Here is a 17537-nt window from a genome sequence, read left to right as displayed (position 1 = left end):
CCAAATGAAAAAGATCGGAATCGCCGTTGCCGCACTAGTTGCGGCCGGATGTTCTAGCCCTGATCGTGATGCAGCGCCCGTAGGCATGCCGAACCCGGCTTCTGCTTATTGCATTGAGCTCGGCGGCAAGCTGACGATCGAAGACCGGCAGGGCGGACAGGTTGGTATCTGCACGCTGCCGGATGGGAAAACGATCGAAGAATGGGAGCTATATCGACGGGACCATCCGCGCCCGTAATGCACGGACAGCGGTATATCAGTCTGCGTCTGCTTTAGCGCCGAACGCCATTTGCATGGCGTACTGCCGCACGTCGCTCGGCCACGCAGAGGCGTGCTGCGTGAATTGGGCCTGGTCATGGGCGAACAACGCCCGTGTGGCTTCTTCGAAGCCAGACAGATTGCCAGCCATGGACGACATGAAACGGTAGGCGGCTTCTTGTTGTTGGCGTTGCTGTGTCGCACCCCCGTCAGCGTGGCGGGCCTGATCGACCAGTTTGCGCAGCGCTACCGACGCACCGCCCGGTTGCTGTGCGAGCCATTCCCAATGACGTGGCAGCAAGGTGACCTCTCTCGATACGACCCCGAGTTTGGGGCGTCCACGTCCGCGCGCCGCTGCCGCTTCAGCGGGAGAAGGCGCATGAGATTCAGTGGCGGGCGAGGGCGGGGCCAGCCGCGCCATGATTTCACCGTTACTGCCGCGTAGATCCACGTCCACGACCTGACCCGTCGCGTCGTTATAGATCAGTACCGGCCCGGTGGCCTGCTCGTCATGAGCGCGGCGAGCGGCGACCGCGACCTCGGGCAGGGGGCCAGACGCAATGCGTCGATGGCCATCAAAGGCGGTGCAGGTTGCCACAGTATTGGCCACAACGTTGGTTACCGTATTCATACGTTCTCCTTCCGTCTAGTGGCTTAATTATTAGCCGGGTAAAATTAATAATCAATATTACCCGGGTTAAATATTGCAACTAGAAATTTAGCTATCGACTAGGGAAACCCCCTAGTAAAAAACTGTCTAGCGCGTATAATCTTGCTTTGCGCCCGGAGTTCCCCATGCGTCTCGTTCAAAAAGCGCTCACCTTCGACGATGTGTTGTTGGTGCCTGCGTATTCCGAGGTGTTGCCGCGCGACACCTCTCTGATCACCAGCCTTACTCGCAAAATCAAACTGAATATCCCGCTGGTGTCCGCTGCCATGGACACCGTCACTGAGTCGCGCCTGGCGATTGCCATGGCCCAAGAGGGCGGCATCGGGATCATTCACAAAAACCTGTCTGCTGACGAACAAGCCAAAGAGGTCGCGCGCGTCAAACGCCACGAATTCGGCATCGTCATTGACCCCGTCACCGTCACCTCCGACATGAAAGTCCGGGACGCCATCAGTCTGCAACGTCAGCATGGCATCTCGGGTCTGCCGGTCGTCGAGGGCAAAAAGTTGGTAGGCATTGTCACCAACCGTGACCTTCGTTTCGAAGACCGCCTGGACCAGCCGCTGCGTAACATCATGACGCCGCAGGAACGCCTGGTTACCATGCAAGAGGGCGCCACGCTGGACGAGGCTCAGGCCCTGATGCACAAGCACCGCCTCGAACGCGTGCTGATCGTCAACGACGCCTTTGAGCTGCGTGGCCTGGCCACCGTCAAAGACATCGTCAAAAACACCGAACACCCCGTTGCCAACAAAGACAGCCAGGGCCAATTGCGTGTGGGCGCTGCCGTAGGCGTGGGCGATGGTACCGAAGAGCGCGTGGAAAAGCTTGCTGCTGCTGGCGTTGACGTCATCATCGTCGATACCGCGCACGGTCACTCGCGTGGCGTGCTGGAGCGTGTTCGCTGGGTCAAAGAAAACTTCCCCAAGGTCGAAGTCATCGGCGGCAACATCGCCACCGCCGCGGCTGCGCGCGCGTTGGTTGATCATGGCGCTGACGGTGTCAAGGTCGGTATCGGCCCGGGCTCTATCTGCACCACACGTATCGTCGCAGGTGTTGGTGTGCCACAAATCACGGCCATCGCCGATGTGGCCAGTGCCCTCGAGGGCACTGGCGTGCCGTTGATCGCCGACGGTGGTATCCGTTACTCGGGCGACATCGCCAAGGCCCTGTCCGCCGGTGCATTCGCCTGCATGATGGGCGGCATGTTCGCCGGCACCGAAGAAGCCCCCGGCGAAGTCGTCCTGTTCCAGGGCCGTTCGTACAAGTCATACCGTGGCATGGGCAGCCTTGGCGCCATGTCCGATGGTTCGGCCGACCGCTATTTCCAGGATCCGGCCAACAACGCCGACAAGCTCGTCCCCGAAGGCATCGAAGGCCGCGTCCCCTACAAGGGCAGTGTCCTGGCCATCATCTACCAATTGGTGGGTGGTATCCGTGCCTCGATGGGCTATTGCGGCTGCGCCACTATCGACGACATGCGCACCAAAACGCAATTCGTCGAGATCACCTCGGCAGGGGTACGTGAATCCCACGTCCACGACGTGCAGATCACCAAAGAGGCCCCCAACTACCGCGCCGACTGATCGAGTCAGTACAATGCAATGCATCGCGCACCGGCAGAACTCCCGCGGTTCTGGCCGGTGCGCTTTTATTTCCAACCGGCAGAGTCTCCATGCACCAGCGCATCCTTATTCTTGACTACGGTTCGCAAGTCACCCAACTGATCGCCCGCCGCGTTCGCGAGGCAGGTGTCTATTCCGAAATCCATCCCGGCGATGTCGACGACGCCTTTGTGCGTGAGCAGGCTGCACAGGGCCTGAAAGGCATCATCCTGTCGGGCAGCCACGCTTCGGCCTACGACGAAGGTTCGTTGACCGTTCCTCCGGCCGTCTTCGAATTGGGCCTGCCGGTGCTGGGCATTTGCTACGGCATGCAGTCCATGGCCATGCAACTGGGCGGTAAAGTCAGCTTTTCCGACCATCGCGAATTCGGCTATGCCGAGGTTCGCGCCCATGGCCATACCCAGCTGTTGAACGGCCTGGCCGATTTCACCACGCCCGAAGGCCACGGCATGCTGAAGGTCTGGATGAGCCACGGTGACAAAGTCACCGAGCTGCCCCCGGGCTTCAAACTGATGGCCTCGACCCCGTCCTGCCCGATCGCTGGCATGGCCGACGAAGACCGCAAGTTCTACGCCGTGCAGTTCCACCCCGAAGTCACGCATACCGTCCAGGGCAAGGCCATGTTGGCCCGCTTTGTGAACGACATCTGCGGTTGCCAGGGTGACTGGAATATGCCCGACTACGTGGCAGAGGCTGTCGCGCGCATTCGCGAACAAGTCGGCAGCGACGAAGTCATCCTGGGCCTGTCGGGTGGCGTGGATTCCTCAGTGGCCGCCGCCCTGATCCACAAAGCCATCGGCGACCAGCTGACCTGCGTATTCGTCGATCACGGCTTGTTGCGTCTGGACGAGGGCAAACAGGTCATGAAGACCTTTGCCGAAAACATGGGCGTGAAAATCGTCCATATCGACGCGACCGAGCAGTTCATGAGCAAACTGGCCGGCCAAGCCGACCCCGAAGCCAAACGCAAAATCATCGGCCGCGAGTTCGTCGAGGTTTTCCAGACCGAAGCGGGCAAGCTCAAGAACGCCAAATGGCTGGCCCAAGGCACCATCTATCCTGACGTGATCGAATCCGCTGGCGCCAAGACCGGCAAAGCCACTTCGATCAAATCGCACCACAACGTTGGTGGCCTACCCGACACGCTGAATTTGCAGTTGTTGGAACCCTTGCGTGAACTGTTCAAGGACGAAGTCCGCGAACTCGGCGTGGCCCTGGGCCTGCCCCCGCAGATGGTCTATCGTCACCCGTTCCCTGGCCCTGGCCTGGGCGTGCGTATTCTGGGTGAGGTCAAGCAAGAATACGCGGACCTGCTGCGTCGTGCCGACGCGATTTTTATCGAAGAACTGCGCAGCACGATCGATGAGACGAGCGGCAAGAACTGGTACGACCTGACCTCGCAAGCTTTCGCAGTGTTCCTGCCGGTGAAATCGGTAGGCGTGATGGGCGATGGCCGCACGTACGAATACGTTGTCGCGCTGCGCGCAGTACAGACCTTCGACTTCATGACTGCCGACTGGGCACCGCTGCCACATGCATTGCTGGCCAAGGTCTCCTCGCGGATCATTAATGAAGTCCGTGGGCTGAATCGAGTCGTGTACGACGTGTCGAGCAAGCCGCCTGCGACGATCGAGTGGGAGTGAGATCACTTTCTAGCTAATTGATTTCATTCAGCTAAGCGAATGCCATTGATCGTGTATTTTGCACGGTCAATGGCATTTTTTTATCGCGTCTTTATTGAAGGGGGCCGTGTTCACCCGGCTGATACGCCCAGGTTGCAATATTGCCCTTTGAAATACAGCAGCGGCTGCGTGGCAACGGCTTCTTGGCTGTTTAACGCTTTCACTTCACCAATCACAATCAGGTGATCGCCCGCGGTATGTTCGGCGTGAATTTCGCAGTCGAGCCAGTGCAGGCAGCCGGCAATGATCGGATTGCCCAGTGGCGATGGGCGCCATTCGACATCGTGCCACTTCGCCGCGCCTCGTTGAGCGAACTGATTGGAAATCCTGACCTGCGCATTTGACAGGATATTGACCACGAAACGACCTGCTTGGCGAATCTTGGGATAGCTGTACGAACTCGCCATGACGTTGAATGACACCAGCGGTGGATTCATGGACACGCTATGGAACGACTGGCAAGTGAAACCAACCGGCTCGTCATCGACGTACGATGTAATCACCGTGATACCGGATGCGTAGTGCCCGAGCGCTTCGCGAAAGCGCGATGGCTCGATAGCGGTACTAGCAAATGACATATGGATTGGGATTCTGAATGCATGGCCATCGACGATGGCGTCCTGATCGATCCTGCGAATGAGGTGCAGGATCGATGATCGTACTGTGCTGCTTCAGGCCGAGAGTTCTTTCCGGACGATTTCCGCGCCTGCGCTTAACGCCTGCAGCTTGCCTCTCGCGACGCCACGAGGCAAGGGGGCCATGCCGCAGTTGGTCGAAGGATAGAGTTTGTCGGCATCGACAAACTGAAGCGCTTTGCGCAGGGTGTTGGCGACTTCCTCGGGGGTTTCAATGGTGTTGGTTGCGACGTCAATCGCTCCGACCATCACTTTTTTACCTCGAATGAGCTCAATCAGATCCATGGGCACATGCGAGTTCTGGCATTCCAGCGAGACGATATCGATACCGGATTTTTGCAGCTTGGGGAAAGACTCTTCATACTGCAGCCACTCTGACCCCAGCGTCTTTTTCCAATCGGTATTGGCTTTGATCCCGTAACCGTAGCAGATATGTACGGCCGTTTCGCATTTAAGCCCTTCAATTGCTTTTTCTAACGTGGCAACGCCCCAATCATTCACCTCATCAAAGAAAACATTGAATGCGGGCTCATCGAATTGGATGATGTCGACGCCGGCTGCTTCGAGCTCTTTGGCTTCTTGATTGAGAATCTTGGCGAATTCCCAAGCTAGTTTTTCGCGGCTCTTGTAGTGGCTATCGTAGAGCGTATCAATCATGGTCATAGGACCTGGCAGCGCCCACTTGATGGGTTGCTTGGTCTGCTGACGTAAAAACTTGGCGTCTTCGACAAAGACTGGCTTTTGACGAGAAACCGCGCCAACAACAGTCGGTACGCTGGCATCATAGCGATCGCGAATTCTGACGGTCTCGCGTTTCTCAAAATCAACGCCGCTCAGGTGCTCAATGAATGTGGTGACGAAGTGCTGGCGCGATTGCTCACCATCGCTGACGATATCGATCCCTGCGTGTTCTTGCTCGTGCAATGACAAACGCAAAGCATCTTGCTTGCCCTCAATCAACGCTTCGTCGTGCAGTTTCCACGGTGACCAGAGTGTCTCAGGTTGAGCCAGCCAGGACGGTTTGGGCAAGCTGCCAGCAGTGGAGGTGGGGAGCAATTTTTTCATGATAGGTAGCCTTTTATTAGGGCAAATCAAAGCGCGTAATTAGCCGCGGACCATTGCTCGAGAATGGTTCCGTAGGGTTTGATGAAATGCTCATCAACGAATTTCCCCTGCTCAACAGCCAGCCGGCTGCGCTCTTCTCGATCGTAAACAATGCGAGTCAGTGAATAATCCTGATGCTTCAAGCTTGGCTGGTAGGATTTTCCTGCGGCTGAATTCGCGTTGTAAATTTCAGGGCGATAAATCTTTTGGAAAGTGTCCATCGTGCTGATGGTGCTGATGAGCTCAAGATTGGTGTAATCACTGAGTAAATCGCCTGAAAAATAAAAAGCCAAAGGCGCAGCACTATTTGGGGGCATGAAATAGCGAACCTTCAGCCCCATCTTGTTGAAATAGTCATCCGTCAGGGAATACGCATCCTGCTGATATTCAACGCCCAGCACAGGATGCTGGTTTTCAGTCCGAATATAGGTCTTGCTGCTCGAAACACTCAGGCATATGACAGGCGGCTTATTGAAATTCTCTTTATAAGTGTTCGAATTGACAAAGGCCTTGAACAGTTTGCCATGCAGCTCGCCAAAGTTATCTGGCGTGCTGAATTTCGGCTGATTCTCATTGTGCTGCAGGAGCAGCACGCTAAAGTCATAATCTCGCACGTAAGAGGAAAAATTATTTCCTACCATGCCCTCGATACGTTCGTTGGTCTTTCGATCAACAACGCTTGCTTTCAATAGCTCGATCAGGGGAAGGGCGCTGTCAGTGCTTGCCGCATCAATGCTCATTTCAACGGAAATGATGTCAAGCTCGACTGTATAGCGATCGCCTTTTGGATTATCCCAATGCGCCAAAGCATTGAACCGATTGTCAATCATCCTCAAGGTGTTGCGCAGGTTCTCTTGGCGACTATCCCCTCTGGCCAGATTGGCAAAGTTGGTCGTGATGCGTGTGTTATCTGCTGGATGATAATCTTCGTCGAAACAAATGCTCTTAATGGTAAATTTAAAATCTTTATTCATCGCAATCTGGCGTCCTGAATCCTGAGGTGAGACCTCGGCTTTATTTCTTTGCCAGACCGTTTCGGTTTTATTTACTGGCTTTATCACTCAGCAGTTTGTATATTTTCTGCAATCAAGAGCAGCGCGTATTTTATGCTGTGCATTGAGCTAATAAAAATGAAATGATTTCATTTCAGTATTAGTCATGCTCATGATGCGATGCGCAGAAGGACTTCGATCAGTTGCTCGCGCTCGTTGCTGATGAGCCAGATTTCGATGCGTTGGCGGCTCGGATTCAGCAATACATCAACGCAATATCAGACGGGCCGTCACGCTATTAAATGGCGAAGTCGACTTCTTCTTCGAGCCTCGCAATCTGGTAGCTCACGGCGGATTGAGCTACATGCACCATGGCGATTTTGCTGTTCGTGCCGCTGACGGCATGGGTGGTACATGCGCTCTTCGGACGGGGCGGTTTGCACTATCGCGCATGGGTATTCCTGATAGGGTGGGGGATCACGCTACACCTCATCCTGGCGGGCTCGCTTGTCCCGCTCATGACCGGCTGGATAAGCACGGCCACGCTCGCGATTGTTATCCAGGTGATAAAACGCCGGACTGCTTATCGTCGTACCTTGGTTGGCCGAACGCTGGCGCGGGGCTTTCTGATCCGCCCAGCGGGATCGTGAGAACATCGGCAATTACCCCTGCGCGATCTCCTGAGCAAAGACAGCGGCTGCCTGTTGCGCCACTTCTGCCACATTCAGGCTCATCGCCAGCTTGCATTCATTCAACTCTTCCAAGGCGAACCACTTTGCCTCGAGCGCGTCATCGCCGCCTACCGGTACCCCGGATTGCCACTTGCAGAGCACTGCAATTAGCACGAAATGCTGATGGAGCTCGCCTTTGTCGTCACGGCCGAAGACATCGACAGCCGTAAAGACACGGTGCGCTTCGGCGCGTACACCGGTCTCTTCCAACAGTTCGCGAACGGCGGCGGCTTTGATGGTTTCGCCGATTTTAATTTTTCCGCCGGGGAAACCCCAGCAACCGGCGTCGGGTGGATTGGCCCGGCGCACCAGCAGGATTTTTTCATCGTGGAATACGGCCGCGATGGTCGCTGCGATGGGTCGGGATACCGGCCGCGCAGAAGGCGATGGATAGCTGCTATCTGACATAGTGGCCTCGCATAATGAGACAAGCAAAGAGGCAAAGCATCAGGCCGCTGGCAATCGAGGCGTCGCAGATCAGGCGACGGCTCTATGGTTGCCAGCAGATGGGCCATCAACGTTCGGTATCAGACGGCCGCGGGGGCAATTTTCTCAGAGTCAATAGCATACCGTAGCATGGCCTCACGGATCTTTGCACGAGGCAGCCATCCCTCGTCAACGCACGCCTTGATCGCGGCCAGGACGATGAACGTTCGATCCACCTCGAAGAAAGCACGCAGTGACTCGCGGGTATCCGAGCGGCCGAAACCGTCCGTGCCGAGACTGATAAAGCCGCGATCCTTGACGAAGGGGCGGATCTGGTCGCCGACGATCTTCATATAGTCGGTTGCGACCACGACAGGACCGATACGGCCTTGCAGACACTGCTGAACATACGGAATGCGCGGCTCGTCTTCCGGATGCAGCATATTCCAACGCTCAGCGGCCATGCCATCACGGCGCAGCTCAGTCAGGCTTGTCGCGCTCCAGACATCGCTGGAAATGCCGAAGTCCTGTTCCAGCAGTTCACCCGCAGCAATGACTTCGCGCAGAATCGCGCCGCTACCTATCAGTTGTACATGCGGCTTGCCAGATGGCTCTGACGCGGGGGCCTGCTTTTTGCCGTCGCGCAATAGGTAAAGCCCTCTGAGAATGCCGGCCTCGCTTTCCGGTGGCAGGGCGGGGTTCGGATAGTTCTCGTTGAGCAAGGTGATGTAGTAGTAGATATCCTCCTGTTCTGCATACATGCGGCGCAAGCCGTCCTGGATGATGACTGCCAGTTCGTAGGCAAAGGTAGGGTCATAGGAAACGCAATTCGGTATCACCGACGAGAGTACGTGGCTATGGCCATCATCGTGCTGCAAGCCTTCTCCCATGAGCGTAGTACGGCCCGATGTGGCGCCCAGCAGGAACCCTCGCGTGCGTGCGTCGCCCGCCGCCCACGCCAAATCCCCCACGCGTTGCAGGCCGAACATGGAATAGAAGATATAAAACGGGATGGCCGCCAAGCCATGATTGCTATAGGCCGTTCCCGCAGCGATCCATGACGCAATCGCACCGGATTCATTAATGCCTTCTTGCAGGATTTGACCGTCTTTGGCTTCTTTGTAGTAGCTTAGCTGGCCGGCGTCCTGTGGGGTATAGAGTTGTCCTACGTACGAATGGATGCCGATCTGGCGAAACAGGCCTTCCATGCCGAAAGTGCGCGATTCGTCGGGCACGATGGGAACGACGAGCTTGCCCAGATGAGGGTCTTTGAGCAGCGTGGTCAGGATGCGGACGAACGACATGGTGGTCGAAACACCGCGTTCACCGCTATCTTTCAATTGTGTGGCAAAAGCGCTGAGCGGCGGAACCTGCAGCGGGGTAATCCGGCTGATACGGGCTGGCACATGACCGCCGAGTGCGGCTCGGCGCCGCGCGAAATAGCGTGCTTCCTCGCTGTCGGGCGCAGGCTTCAGATAGGGCATATCCTCGAGCCGGTCGTCGGGCACCGGCAGCGAGAATCGATCACGGAACGCGCGCACGGCGTCAGCGCTCATCTTCTTGAGCTGATGGTTGACGTTCTGGCCTTCGCCGGCCTCGCCCATGCCGAAGCCCTTGACCGTTTTGGCCAGAACGACCGTTGGACGGCCTTTCGTGCTGACCGCCTGTGCGTAGGCGGCATGTACTTTCTCCGGATCATGGCCCCCACGTGTCAACGCCCAGATTTCATCGTCCGACAGATGCGCGACCAACTCCAGCAGCTGCGGGTACTTGCCGAAGAAATGCTCGCGCACATAGGCGCCGTTCTGCGATTTGAACGTCTGGTACTCACCGTCGACGCATTCCATCATGCGTTGACGCAGCAACCCGCTGGTATCGCGCTTGAGCAGATCGTCCCAACCGCTGCCCCACAACACCTTGACGATGTTCCAGCCCGCTGCCCGGAAGGTGCCCTCGAGTTCTTGAACGATCTTGCTGTTGCCTCGTACTGGGCCGTCCAAACGTTGCAGATTGCAGTTGACGACAAAGATCAGATTGTCGAGTCGCTCCCGTCCGGCGACCGAGATAGCTGCCAGCGACTCGGGCTGATCCATCTCGCCGTCGCCAAGAAAGGCCCACACTTTGCGGCCTTGATGCTCCAGCAGCCCGCGGTATTCGAGATACCGCATGAATCGCGCCTGGTAGGCAGCCGTCATCGGCCCCAATCCCATCGACACAGTGGGGAATTGCCAGAAATCTGGCATCAGGCGCGGGTGGGGATACGAGGATAGGCCGTCGCGCCCGGCCTCCCGACGGAAATTATCCAGTTGCTCTTCGGTGATGCGTCCTTCCAGATAGGCGCGTGCATAAATGCCGGGTGCGGAGTGTCCCTGTATGTAAACCATATCGCCGCCGAAAGTCTCGGTGCGGCCCCGGAAAAAATGATTGAAGCCTACGTCATAGAGCACGGCGGCTGACTGGTACGTGGCGATGTGTCCGCCGACATTGGAATGCTTGCCGGCGCGCAGCACCATGACCATTGCGTTCCAGCGGATGTAGGCGTTCAATTGGCGTTCGATGTCGAGATCGCCAGGATAGGCAAGTTGCCGGTCTTTCGGGATGCTATTGACGTAGGCGCTGGTGACACGCTCATGCAGGTCGCCATGTCTGGATGCATCGAATTCAGTGAGCTGGTCGATCAGATAGTGGGTGCGGGAGCGGCCCTCGACTGCCTCTACAGCCTCCAGCGCTTGCAGCCATTCTTGAGTTTCCAGCGGGTCGACGTCGACCAAGGCGGGGGCGGGATTCATATTGGGGCTCCAGAAAAAACAACGTGTTAAAGCGGTGCCGGCGCTGGCCAGCCTGGTGTGGCGCAGACATCGATTGATGACCTATGAGTTGCAAATGCAATCGTATTTTGAGAGATTCTAAGTCAGCTACAATTGCAAATGCAACTGAAAAAAAGGAACCTGCTATGACGAAGGACGGAACGGATCTGTGGTTTTCGTTTGTGCGTACCCATCGCTTGATGATCCGCGAGGTAGAGAGCCGCCTGGCGGCGTCCAAGCTGCCGGCTTATGCCTGGTACGACGTGCTGTGGGGATTGGAAAGCGGGCCGCAAGGAACGAGGCGGATGCACGAGCTGGCCGACGCACTGGCGATAGAGCGCTACAACCTGACACGGCTAGTAGATCGCCTGGAACAAGAGGGATTGGTCACGCGTACGCGCTCGCCAGAGGACGGCCGAGCCGCGTATGCCAGCATCACAAAGGAAGGGCGGGCGCTGCGTAAGAAAATGTGGAAGGTGTACGAAAGCACCGTTGCAGAGCTTTTTCTGAATCAGTTCAGCGCGGATGAGCAATCGACGTTCTCCAAAGGTCTGGACCGAGCTGCCGCCATGGCCCGCGGTCAGTAATTCAATGTGCCGCGAGCGCAGACAAAGCCGCCGATTTCACTGGCAATGTGTCGTTCATATCTGGTGACGGGGAGGGCAGGCCTTTGTTGAGGGACTTCTTGCGCGGCCAGATATCGTGCTTTACGATTGCAAATACAATTATTGTAATTGCAATCGCAAAAAAGGACAGACATGACATATCCCTGCGATCTGGCGTTCTATACGGCCGACACCCCAAATGGGCAGAAGATCAGCATCTTTCTCAAGGAAGCCGGACTTCCTTATGAGCAATTTGACCTGGATCTTGAGCGCGGCGATCAACATCAACCTGATTTTCTGAAAATCAACCCGAACGGCAAAATTCCGGCCATCGTTGACCGAAAGGCTGGTCTGTCGGTTTTTGAATCAGGCGCCATACTTTCTTATCTTTCATCGAAGACTGGTTGCTTGCTGCCCACGACAGAGGCAGAGAGTATTGCCGTGCAGCAATGGCTGCATTTCCAGGTTGGCGGTATCGGGCCGATGCTCGGGCAGCTGTGGTGGTTCTTGCATGCGTCAAAAACGGGCAACGCTGAGGCAATACAGCGGTATCAGAAGCAATCGCTTCGTCTTTACCAAGTTACGGATACACGTCTCAGTGAGTCTGCCTTCATCGCTTCAAATAGCTACAGCATTGCCGATATTGCTGCGTTCTCCTGGTTGAGAACCTGGCAGGAGTTGAAGCTGGACATCACGCCGTACCCGCATGTCCGGAAGTGGCTCGATAAGATTGCCGCGCGGCCCGCGGTGCAGGCGGGACTATTGGCCACTAACGCTGTTTCCCGAGTCACCACCGATCGGCTGTGTGCTACCGGGGGCTGACGCCATGGCGTGGACTTATTTGTTTCTTGCCGCAGCGTTGGAGATTGTGATGGGCCTCTGTCTCAAATTGAATGCAGGTTGGACCAAGCTGGGGCCGAGCGCCATCGCGGTCATAGCTGGGCTGGGCAGCATCTATTTGCTGGCATTGGCCTTGCGTTCGTTACCTGTCGGGATGGCTTACGCTATCTGGACAGGTATCGGAACTATTGGACTCGTTCTTGTGGGCGTGTTGGCATTTCAGGACGAGATGAACTGGCCCCGAGCTTTCTTCCTGGGATTGGCGTTCATCGGGATTATCGGATTGCGTTTTGCCGAATCGACGACATGAGAACTGATGCCCCTCGGTACAGATCGACGTCACCTGCTACGACCCGATTGAGCAATAGAGTGATAGTTCGATCCGCAAACCGACGTTGGTCTTTCACGCCGCCGAAGTCGCACTTAATCAAACATAATTTGACAGCTCGATTGCTGCTGGGGCAGAGTGCGATTCATCTTTAGCTTGTTCGTTGTCCGCAGCGCTCGCTAGGGGAAACCCTTGCATTCATCACAAGTCTGCGACGCTTGTTCCTACCGATTCACCCGGGATACACCGGGAGTGTTTTTGATGGCCGCGGAACTCGGACCCTGGCCTCTAGTAGAACCAACGTTCTTGCAGTACCAACGAGGAGACGATGATGAGGAAGGGTTGGAAAGAGCTGATGGCTGCGATGGCCATCTCGGCAGGCGCTGCTGTGCATGCAGCAGAGGCTCCGGATATCAAGCTGATGCAGTTGTCCGTCGGCAAGATCGAGTTGGACAAGGGTTTCATGACCGCCATGGTCGATGTCGGCACCAAGATCAAGATTCCCGTGCCGGCATACGTGATTCAGCATCCCCGCGGCTTGGTGTTGTTCGATACCGGCATGAACCAGGCGACCGCCGATGGCAATTGCGCCAATTACTGGGGCCAGGGGCTGTGCGGCGCGTTCAATTCGATCCAGGGGCGCGACGAAGTCGTCGACCGCCAGCTCAAGGCTGCCGGTTTTGATGTGGGCGATGTGAAATACGTGGTGTATTCACACTTCCACCTGGACCACGCCGGCAATATCAAAATGTTCCCCAACGCCAAACACGTGGTTCAAAAGGCCGAGCTGCGAGCGGCCTGGTGGCCCGAAAAATTCCAGCGCGCCGCCTATGTCATGAAAGACTTCGACACCACGCGCGACTACGACTTCATCCAGGTTGAAGGCGATTTCGATTTGTTTGGCGATGGTTCCATCGTGTTGCTGGATACCAAGGGGCATACGCAGGGACACCAGTCGCTGCAGGTCAAACTGAAGAACACCGGCATGGTTCTGCTGGCTGCCGATGCCATCTACACCGGTGAAAACGAGGCGGGTGTGATTCCGGGAATTACCTGGAATACCAACGACTCGATGCGGGCCATCGACCGGCTCAAACAGATACGCGACGCCAATCAGGGCCAGCTTTGGTATAGCCACGACGCGCAGCAGCATGCGCAGAACGCCAAGACCAAAGTCTTTGACTGAGGCGCGCATGTCAGCGGCGGTTGCGCTGGAGGGCGTTACCAAGTCGTTCGGCTCCCGGCAGGTCCTGCACGGTATTTCGCTTGCCGTAGGCAAGGGCGAGATCGTCGGGTTGCTGGGACCGAACGGCAGCGGCAAGACCACGACATTGCGGCTGATGGCGGGCTATTATGCGCCCGACAACGGCCGCGTGACGGTCTGTGGCCGCACGCCGGCTGCGGGGCGAGGCAATGCCGATATCGGCTATCTGCCTGAGCGTGTCCCGCTGTACGACACGCTGACGGTGAACCAGTACCTGTCGTTCGTGGCGGGCGTAAAGATGCCTCGCGACCGCACCGGGCGCCGCCAGGCAATCGAACGATCGCTTGACGGTTTCGATTTGCAGGGATTGGCGGGCACGCCCATCGGTCGCCTGTCCAAGGGCCAGCGCCAGCGGGTAGGCCTGGCGCAGGCTGTGTTGAACGATCCGCCGGTGCTGTTGCTGGACGAGGCCACCAATGGCCTGGATCCGCTGCAGATCGTCGAGGCGCGCGCCATGATCCGGCGTTGTGCCGAGGGGCGGGCAGTGGTGTTCAGCAGTCACTTGATGCAGGAAGTCGAGGCGCTGTGCACTCGCATGGTGATTCTGCGCAATGGCCACTTGGTAGAGGATGCGCCGCTGGGCGGCACGCAGCCGCTGCTCAAACTGAGACTGGATCTGCCGCAGGCCCGGCACGCCGAGCTGCATCAGGCCTTGGCCGCCTGCCCCGGATCGCCGCGGGCGCAAGTCACCATGCTTGCCGAAGGGCTGAGCGATTGGCAGATCGCCTGGGACGAAACCGACGGGGAGCGAGCCTGCGACGCGGTACTGCGGACGGTGCTGGGCATGGCCCGGGTGCGGGCAGTGCTCGGCGCGCATGATGCGGTGGAGACGCGATTGCTGGCGGCTTTGGCGCCCAACGACACCGAGATGCGGAGGCGTGCATGAGCGGGTTTGGCGCGTTGTACTGGAAAGAACTGCGCACGGATTTCGGATCGCCGGTTGCCCTGGCGGTGGTGGCGGTGTTCTGGGCGCTGGCGGGCTATCTGTTCAGCTTCAATCTGTTTTTTGTGAGCACGGGTCAGATGGTGACCTCGTTTCACAACATGACGATCTTGTTGATCCTGGTCATGCCGCTGGTCAGCATGCGGGCGTTCGCCGAGGAAGCCCGCCAGGGTACGCTGGAATTGCTGCTGACCTTGCCGTTATCGGATGCGACGCTGGTTGCCGCCAAATTCGCAGCGGGGCTGACGATGCTGGCGCTGATGCTGGCCGGCACCATGGTGGCCGTATTGCCGCTGGCCTGGTACGGGCAACCGGACTATGGCCCTATCGTGGGCGGCTATATCGGCGTGTTCCTGTATGGTGCGCTGTTCCTGGCCATTGGCATCGCCGTATCCAGCGCCTGCTCGAACCAGATCGTGGCGGCCAGCGCTACGTGGGGCATCCTGGTGCTGTTGTGGTTTATCGATTATCCCGCCGCGCTGGATGCGTTGCCGGCGCTGTCGCCGCTGTTTCAGGCCTTGTCACTGTCAGCCCAGCATGTGGATTTCATCCGGGGGGTATTGCCGGGACCGGCGACCGTCATGCTGCTTAGCTTGGCCTTGTTGGCCCTGATGGTGGCCGCGGTAAATCTGAAGCGCTGGAGGCTGCGATGAGCGCGTCTGGCATGCGGCGCGTTGGACGGCGCTGGCTGTTGTGGCTGCCGGTCATGGCGACGGGCGCGGTATTGCTGGCGCTGAACCTCTGGGCCACACGCAGCCTGGGCCGGCTGGACCTGACCGCACAACGGGTGTACAGCCTGTCTGAGGAAAGCCTGGAGGCGGCGCGCGCCATTCGTCAGCCGATAACGGTGACGTGGTTCTATGATCTGCGCAACAAGAGTATGGTGGATGCCCTGCATCTGTTGCGCCAATACGAGCGCGCCAACCCATTGATCCAGGTAACTGGTGTGGACCCCGCGCTGCGGCCAGCGCAAGCGCGCGCGGCCGACATCCAGTTCGCGGGCAGCGCGGTGCTGGAGTCCGGCGAGCGGCGCACCACGATAAACGGTGGAACAGAAACCGACTTCACCAACGGTTTGATCCGTATCAGCCAGAGCGGGTCGCAGACGATCTGCTTTACCCAGGGACATGGCGAGGCCACGTTGGACAGCTTGAGTTCCCTCGACGACCTGGAAGACCACGATCACGACGAAAACCTGGTCGCACGCGTCGAAGTGCATGAGCGCAATGGTCTGGCACTGGCGCGCAATGCCCTGCGCACCTTGGGCTTTTCCACCGTGGGCGTGAACGCGGGCGGCTTGGCGCAAGCGCTGCCGCATTGCGCCGTGGTTGTCGTGGCAGGGCCACGCGCACCGTTCGGCGCCGGGGACCTGGGCGCGTTGCGCGACTGGACCGTAAGCGGCGGCAAGAGCCTGGTGCTGCTGGAACCCGACAGCGCTCACGGGTTGGGCGATTTGCTGGCGGATTTTGGCGTGGCGCAGGCCGCTGGAGGAATAACCGATTCAGGCAGTCACTATCGCAATGACCCAGGCAGTCCCGCAGTCAGCGACTACACCCGTCACAAGCTGACGCGCGGCTTGCCCTTGAGCTTTTTTCCCGGTGCCGCCGCACTCGAGCCGGCGGGAGACAGTCTGCCGCCGGGGGTCGCCGTTACGCCTTTGGCGCAGACATCGCCAGAGGCGCGGCTGCCTGGGCGTGAAGCGCAACGGTTGACGCTGATGGCCCTGGCTACCGGCAAGGCCGGCCCAGAGGAGGGCGCCGGGCGGCCCATGCTGCTGGTCGCAGGCGACAGCGACTTTGCCACCAACCAGCACTTTGCTGCGCTGGGTAACGGAGCGCTGTTCGTCAATGCGGTGACGATGCTGGCCGGCGCGGACCCACTGCTGGATATCCGGCCTCGACACTATGAGCAGGGGCGTGTAGAACTGACCAACCGCCAGATGCAAACGGTGTTTTGGACCAGTACCGTGGCCTTGCCGGCGCTGGCGCTGTTGATCGGTTTGATGATGTGGTGGAGGCGCCGATGATGGCCGCGCGTTCGTGGCTGGCAGTGCTGTTGGCGGGCGTGGCCCTGTCGATATGGCAATGGAATGAGCTGCGCGAAGGACCGGAGCACCATGACGGACACACCCATCTGCATGATGAGCACGGCAAGCCTGCGCGCCTGTACGATTGGAATGTGGCCGATGTAACCCAGGTAATACTGTCGAGCCCTCAAGCGCGGATCACCATGGATCGCGAACCAGACGGCTGGCGCAGTGCTTCGGCTACGGATTTCGACGTGGCCGGCTTCGTCAAGCTGTTTTCACAACTGCGTAGCGAACGCCAATTGACGCCTATTGCAGGACAACCCTATGGCCTGGCGCCGCCTCATCTGCGCATTGCGTTGCGGGACGTGCAGGGCAATGCGCTGGCTCTGATGGACGTGGGCGATTTGGCGCCAGATGGCTTCAGCCGTTATGTGCAAGTGCCCGGCGAGCCGAACCTGCGCATGGTGCCGGACTACCAAGTGCGCGAGCCGCTGGCGGCCATGCAGCGGTCAGCCGCCAGCGGCCAGGGCAATCACCTCAAGCCATAATAATTTTGCAGGAGGTGCGGCTCTTCAATGGGCCACTGTGCCTGGTCGAT

18 protein-coding genes are annotated in these 17537 nt (G+C 58.1%); 12 read left to right on the top strand and 6 right to left on the bottom strand.

Annotation, left to right across the window (positions count from 1 at the left end; translation table 11 throughout):
• Positions 1–4 precede the first annotated feature (4 nt).
• A complete protein-coding gene (locus ACYVI2_RS03520; RefSeq protein ID WP_415817853.1) occupies positions 5–238 on the top strand; it encodes a putative hemolysin in 234 nt (77 codons plus the stop codon).
• Between the two features lie 18 nt (positions 239–256).
• Here ACYVI2_RS03520 and ACYVI2_RS03515 read toward each other — a convergent pair whose 3' ends face one another.
• Positions 257–889 (bottom strand): DUF2239 family protein, encoded by a 633-nt coding sequence (locus ACYVI2_RS03515; RefSeq protein WP_415817855.1) that lies wholly within the window; start codon positions 887–889, stop codon positions 257–259.
• 164 nt (positions 890–1053) lie between these two features.
• On the opposite strand from ACYVI2_RS03515, the gene guaB reads away from it, so the two are divergent.
• Together guaB and guaA are read left to right on the top strand one after the other, a co-directional pair.
• Positions 1054–2514 (top strand): IMP dehydrogenase, encoded by a 1461-nt coding sequence (guaB, locus tag ACYVI2_RS03510; RefSeq protein ID WP_415817857.1) that lies wholly within the window; start codon positions 1054–1056, stop codon positions 2512–2514.
• A gap of 89 nt (positions 2515–2603) precedes the next feature.
• Positions 2604–4196: a glutamine-hydrolyzing GMP synthase gene (guaA, locus tag ACYVI2_RS03505; protein ID WP_415817860.1), complete on the top strand. Its 1593-nt coding sequence runs from the start codon at positions 2604–2606 to the stop codon at positions 4194–4196.
• A gap of 110 nt (positions 4197–4306) precedes the next feature.
• Here the strand turns inward: guaA and ACYVI2_RS03500 are convergent, their stop codons facing one another.
• From ACYVI2_RS03500 to ACYVI2_RS03490, 3 genes are all read right to left on the bottom strand, one after another.
• A complete protein-coding gene (locus tag ACYVI2_RS03500; protein WP_415817862.1) occupies positions 4307–4813 on the bottom strand; it encodes a flavin reductase family protein in 507 nt (168 codons plus the stop codon).
• Positions 4814–4906: 93 nt separating this feature from the next.
• On the bottom strand, positions 4907–5935 hold the full coding sequence (locus tag ACYVI2_RS03495) for a methionine synthase (RefSeq protein WP_415817865.1): 1029 nt from the start codon (positions 5933–5935) through the stop codon (positions 4907–4909).
• Between the two features lie 26 nt (positions 5936–5961).
• Positions 5962–6948, bottom strand: coding sequence for a DUF1852 domain-containing protein (locus ACYVI2_RS03490; protein WP_415818204.1), 987 nt, complete (start codon positions 6946–6948; stop codon positions 5962–5964).
• Positions 6949–7337: 389 nt separating this feature from the next.
• Between ACYVI2_RS03490 and ACYVI2_RS03485 the strand changes: the two genes are divergently transcribed.
• Positions 7338–7616 (top strand): hypothetical protein, encoded by a 279-nt coding sequence (locus ACYVI2_RS03485; RefSeq protein WP_415817867.1) that lies wholly within the window; start codon positions 7338–7340, stop codon positions 7614–7616.
• 12 nt (positions 7617–7628) lie between these two features.
• On the opposite strand, the gene ACYVI2_RS03480 is transcribed toward ACYVI2_RS03485, so the two are convergent.
• Positions 7629–8105, bottom strand: a complete 477-nt coding sequence (locus ACYVI2_RS03480; RefSeq protein WP_415817869.1) for an NUDIX hydrolase — start codon at positions 8103–8105, stop codon at positions 7629–7631.
• Positions 8106–8224: 119 nt separating this feature from the next.
• The gene (gene aceE / locus ACYVI2_RS03475) at positions 8225–10912 is read right to left on the bottom strand and encodes a pyruvate dehydrogenase (acetyl-transferring), homodimeric type (protein ID WP_415817871.1); all 2688 of its coding nucleotides are present in this window, start codon (positions 10910–10912) and stop codon (positions 8225–8227) included.
• Between the two features lie 164 nt (positions 10913–11076).
• Here aceE and ACYVI2_RS03470 point away from each other — a divergent pair, with 164 nt between their 5' ends.
• The 8 genes from ACYVI2_RS03470 (at position 11077) to ACYVI2_RS03435 (ending at position 17487) form a co-directional block, all read left to right on the top strand.
• Entirely contained in the window at positions 11077–11517 is a 441-nt protein-coding gene (locus tag ACYVI2_RS03470; protein WP_415817873.1) for a MarR family winged helix-turn-helix transcriptional regulator, read from the top strand.
• Between the two features lie 171 nt (positions 11518–11688).
• Positions 11689–12357: a glutathione S-transferase family protein gene (locus ACYVI2_RS03465; protein ID WP_415817874.1), complete on the top strand. Its 669-nt coding sequence runs from the start codon at positions 11689–11691 to the stop codon at positions 12355–12357.
• A 4-nt stretch (positions 12358–12361) separates the two neighbouring features.
• Positions 12362–12685, top strand: coding sequence for a DMT family transporter (locus ACYVI2_RS03460; protein ID WP_415817876.1), 324 nt, complete (start codon positions 12362–12364; stop codon positions 12683–12685).
• A 346-nt stretch (positions 12686–13031) separates the two neighbouring features.
• On the top strand, positions 13032–13889 hold the full coding sequence (locus ACYVI2_RS03455) for an N-acyl homoserine lactonase family protein (protein ID WP_415817878.1): 858 nt from the start codon (positions 13032–13034) through the stop codon (positions 13887–13889).
• A gap of 7 nt (positions 13890–13896) precedes the next feature.
• Positions 13897–14853 carry an ABC transporter ATP-binding protein gene (locus tag ACYVI2_RS03450; protein ID WP_415817880.1) on the top strand — a complete coding sequence of 319 codons (957 nt, stop codon included), beginning with the start codon at positions 13897–13899 and terminating at the stop codon, positions 14851–14853.
• Positions 14850–15563, top strand: coding sequence for an ABC transporter permease (locus ACYVI2_RS03445; RefSeq protein WP_415817882.1), 714 nt, complete (start codon positions 14850–14852; stop codon positions 15561–15563). Before ACYVI2_RS03450 ends, ACYVI2_RS03445 begins: the two co-directional genes overlap by 4 nt.
• Positions 15560–16936 carry a GldG family protein gene (locus ACYVI2_RS03440; RefSeq protein WP_415817884.1) on the top strand — a complete coding sequence of 459 codons (1377 nt, stop codon included), beginning with the start codon at positions 15560–15562 and terminating at the stop codon, positions 16934–16936. The genes ACYVI2_RS03445 and ACYVI2_RS03440 overlap by 4 nt, the downstream gene beginning before the upstream one ends.
• Entirely contained in the window at positions 16933–17487 is a 555-nt protein-coding gene (locus tag ACYVI2_RS03435; RefSeq protein WP_415817886.1) for an electron transporter SenC, read from the top strand. The genes ACYVI2_RS03440 and ACYVI2_RS03435 overlap by 4 nt, the downstream gene beginning before the upstream one ends.
• The last annotated feature ends 50 nt before the right edge of the window (positions 17488–17537 follow it).

The organism is Bordetella tumbae, assembly GCF_054780995.1.
Note: the sequence above shows the minus strand (reverse complement) of the source record. Positions and strands in the feature narration are given on the sequence as shown.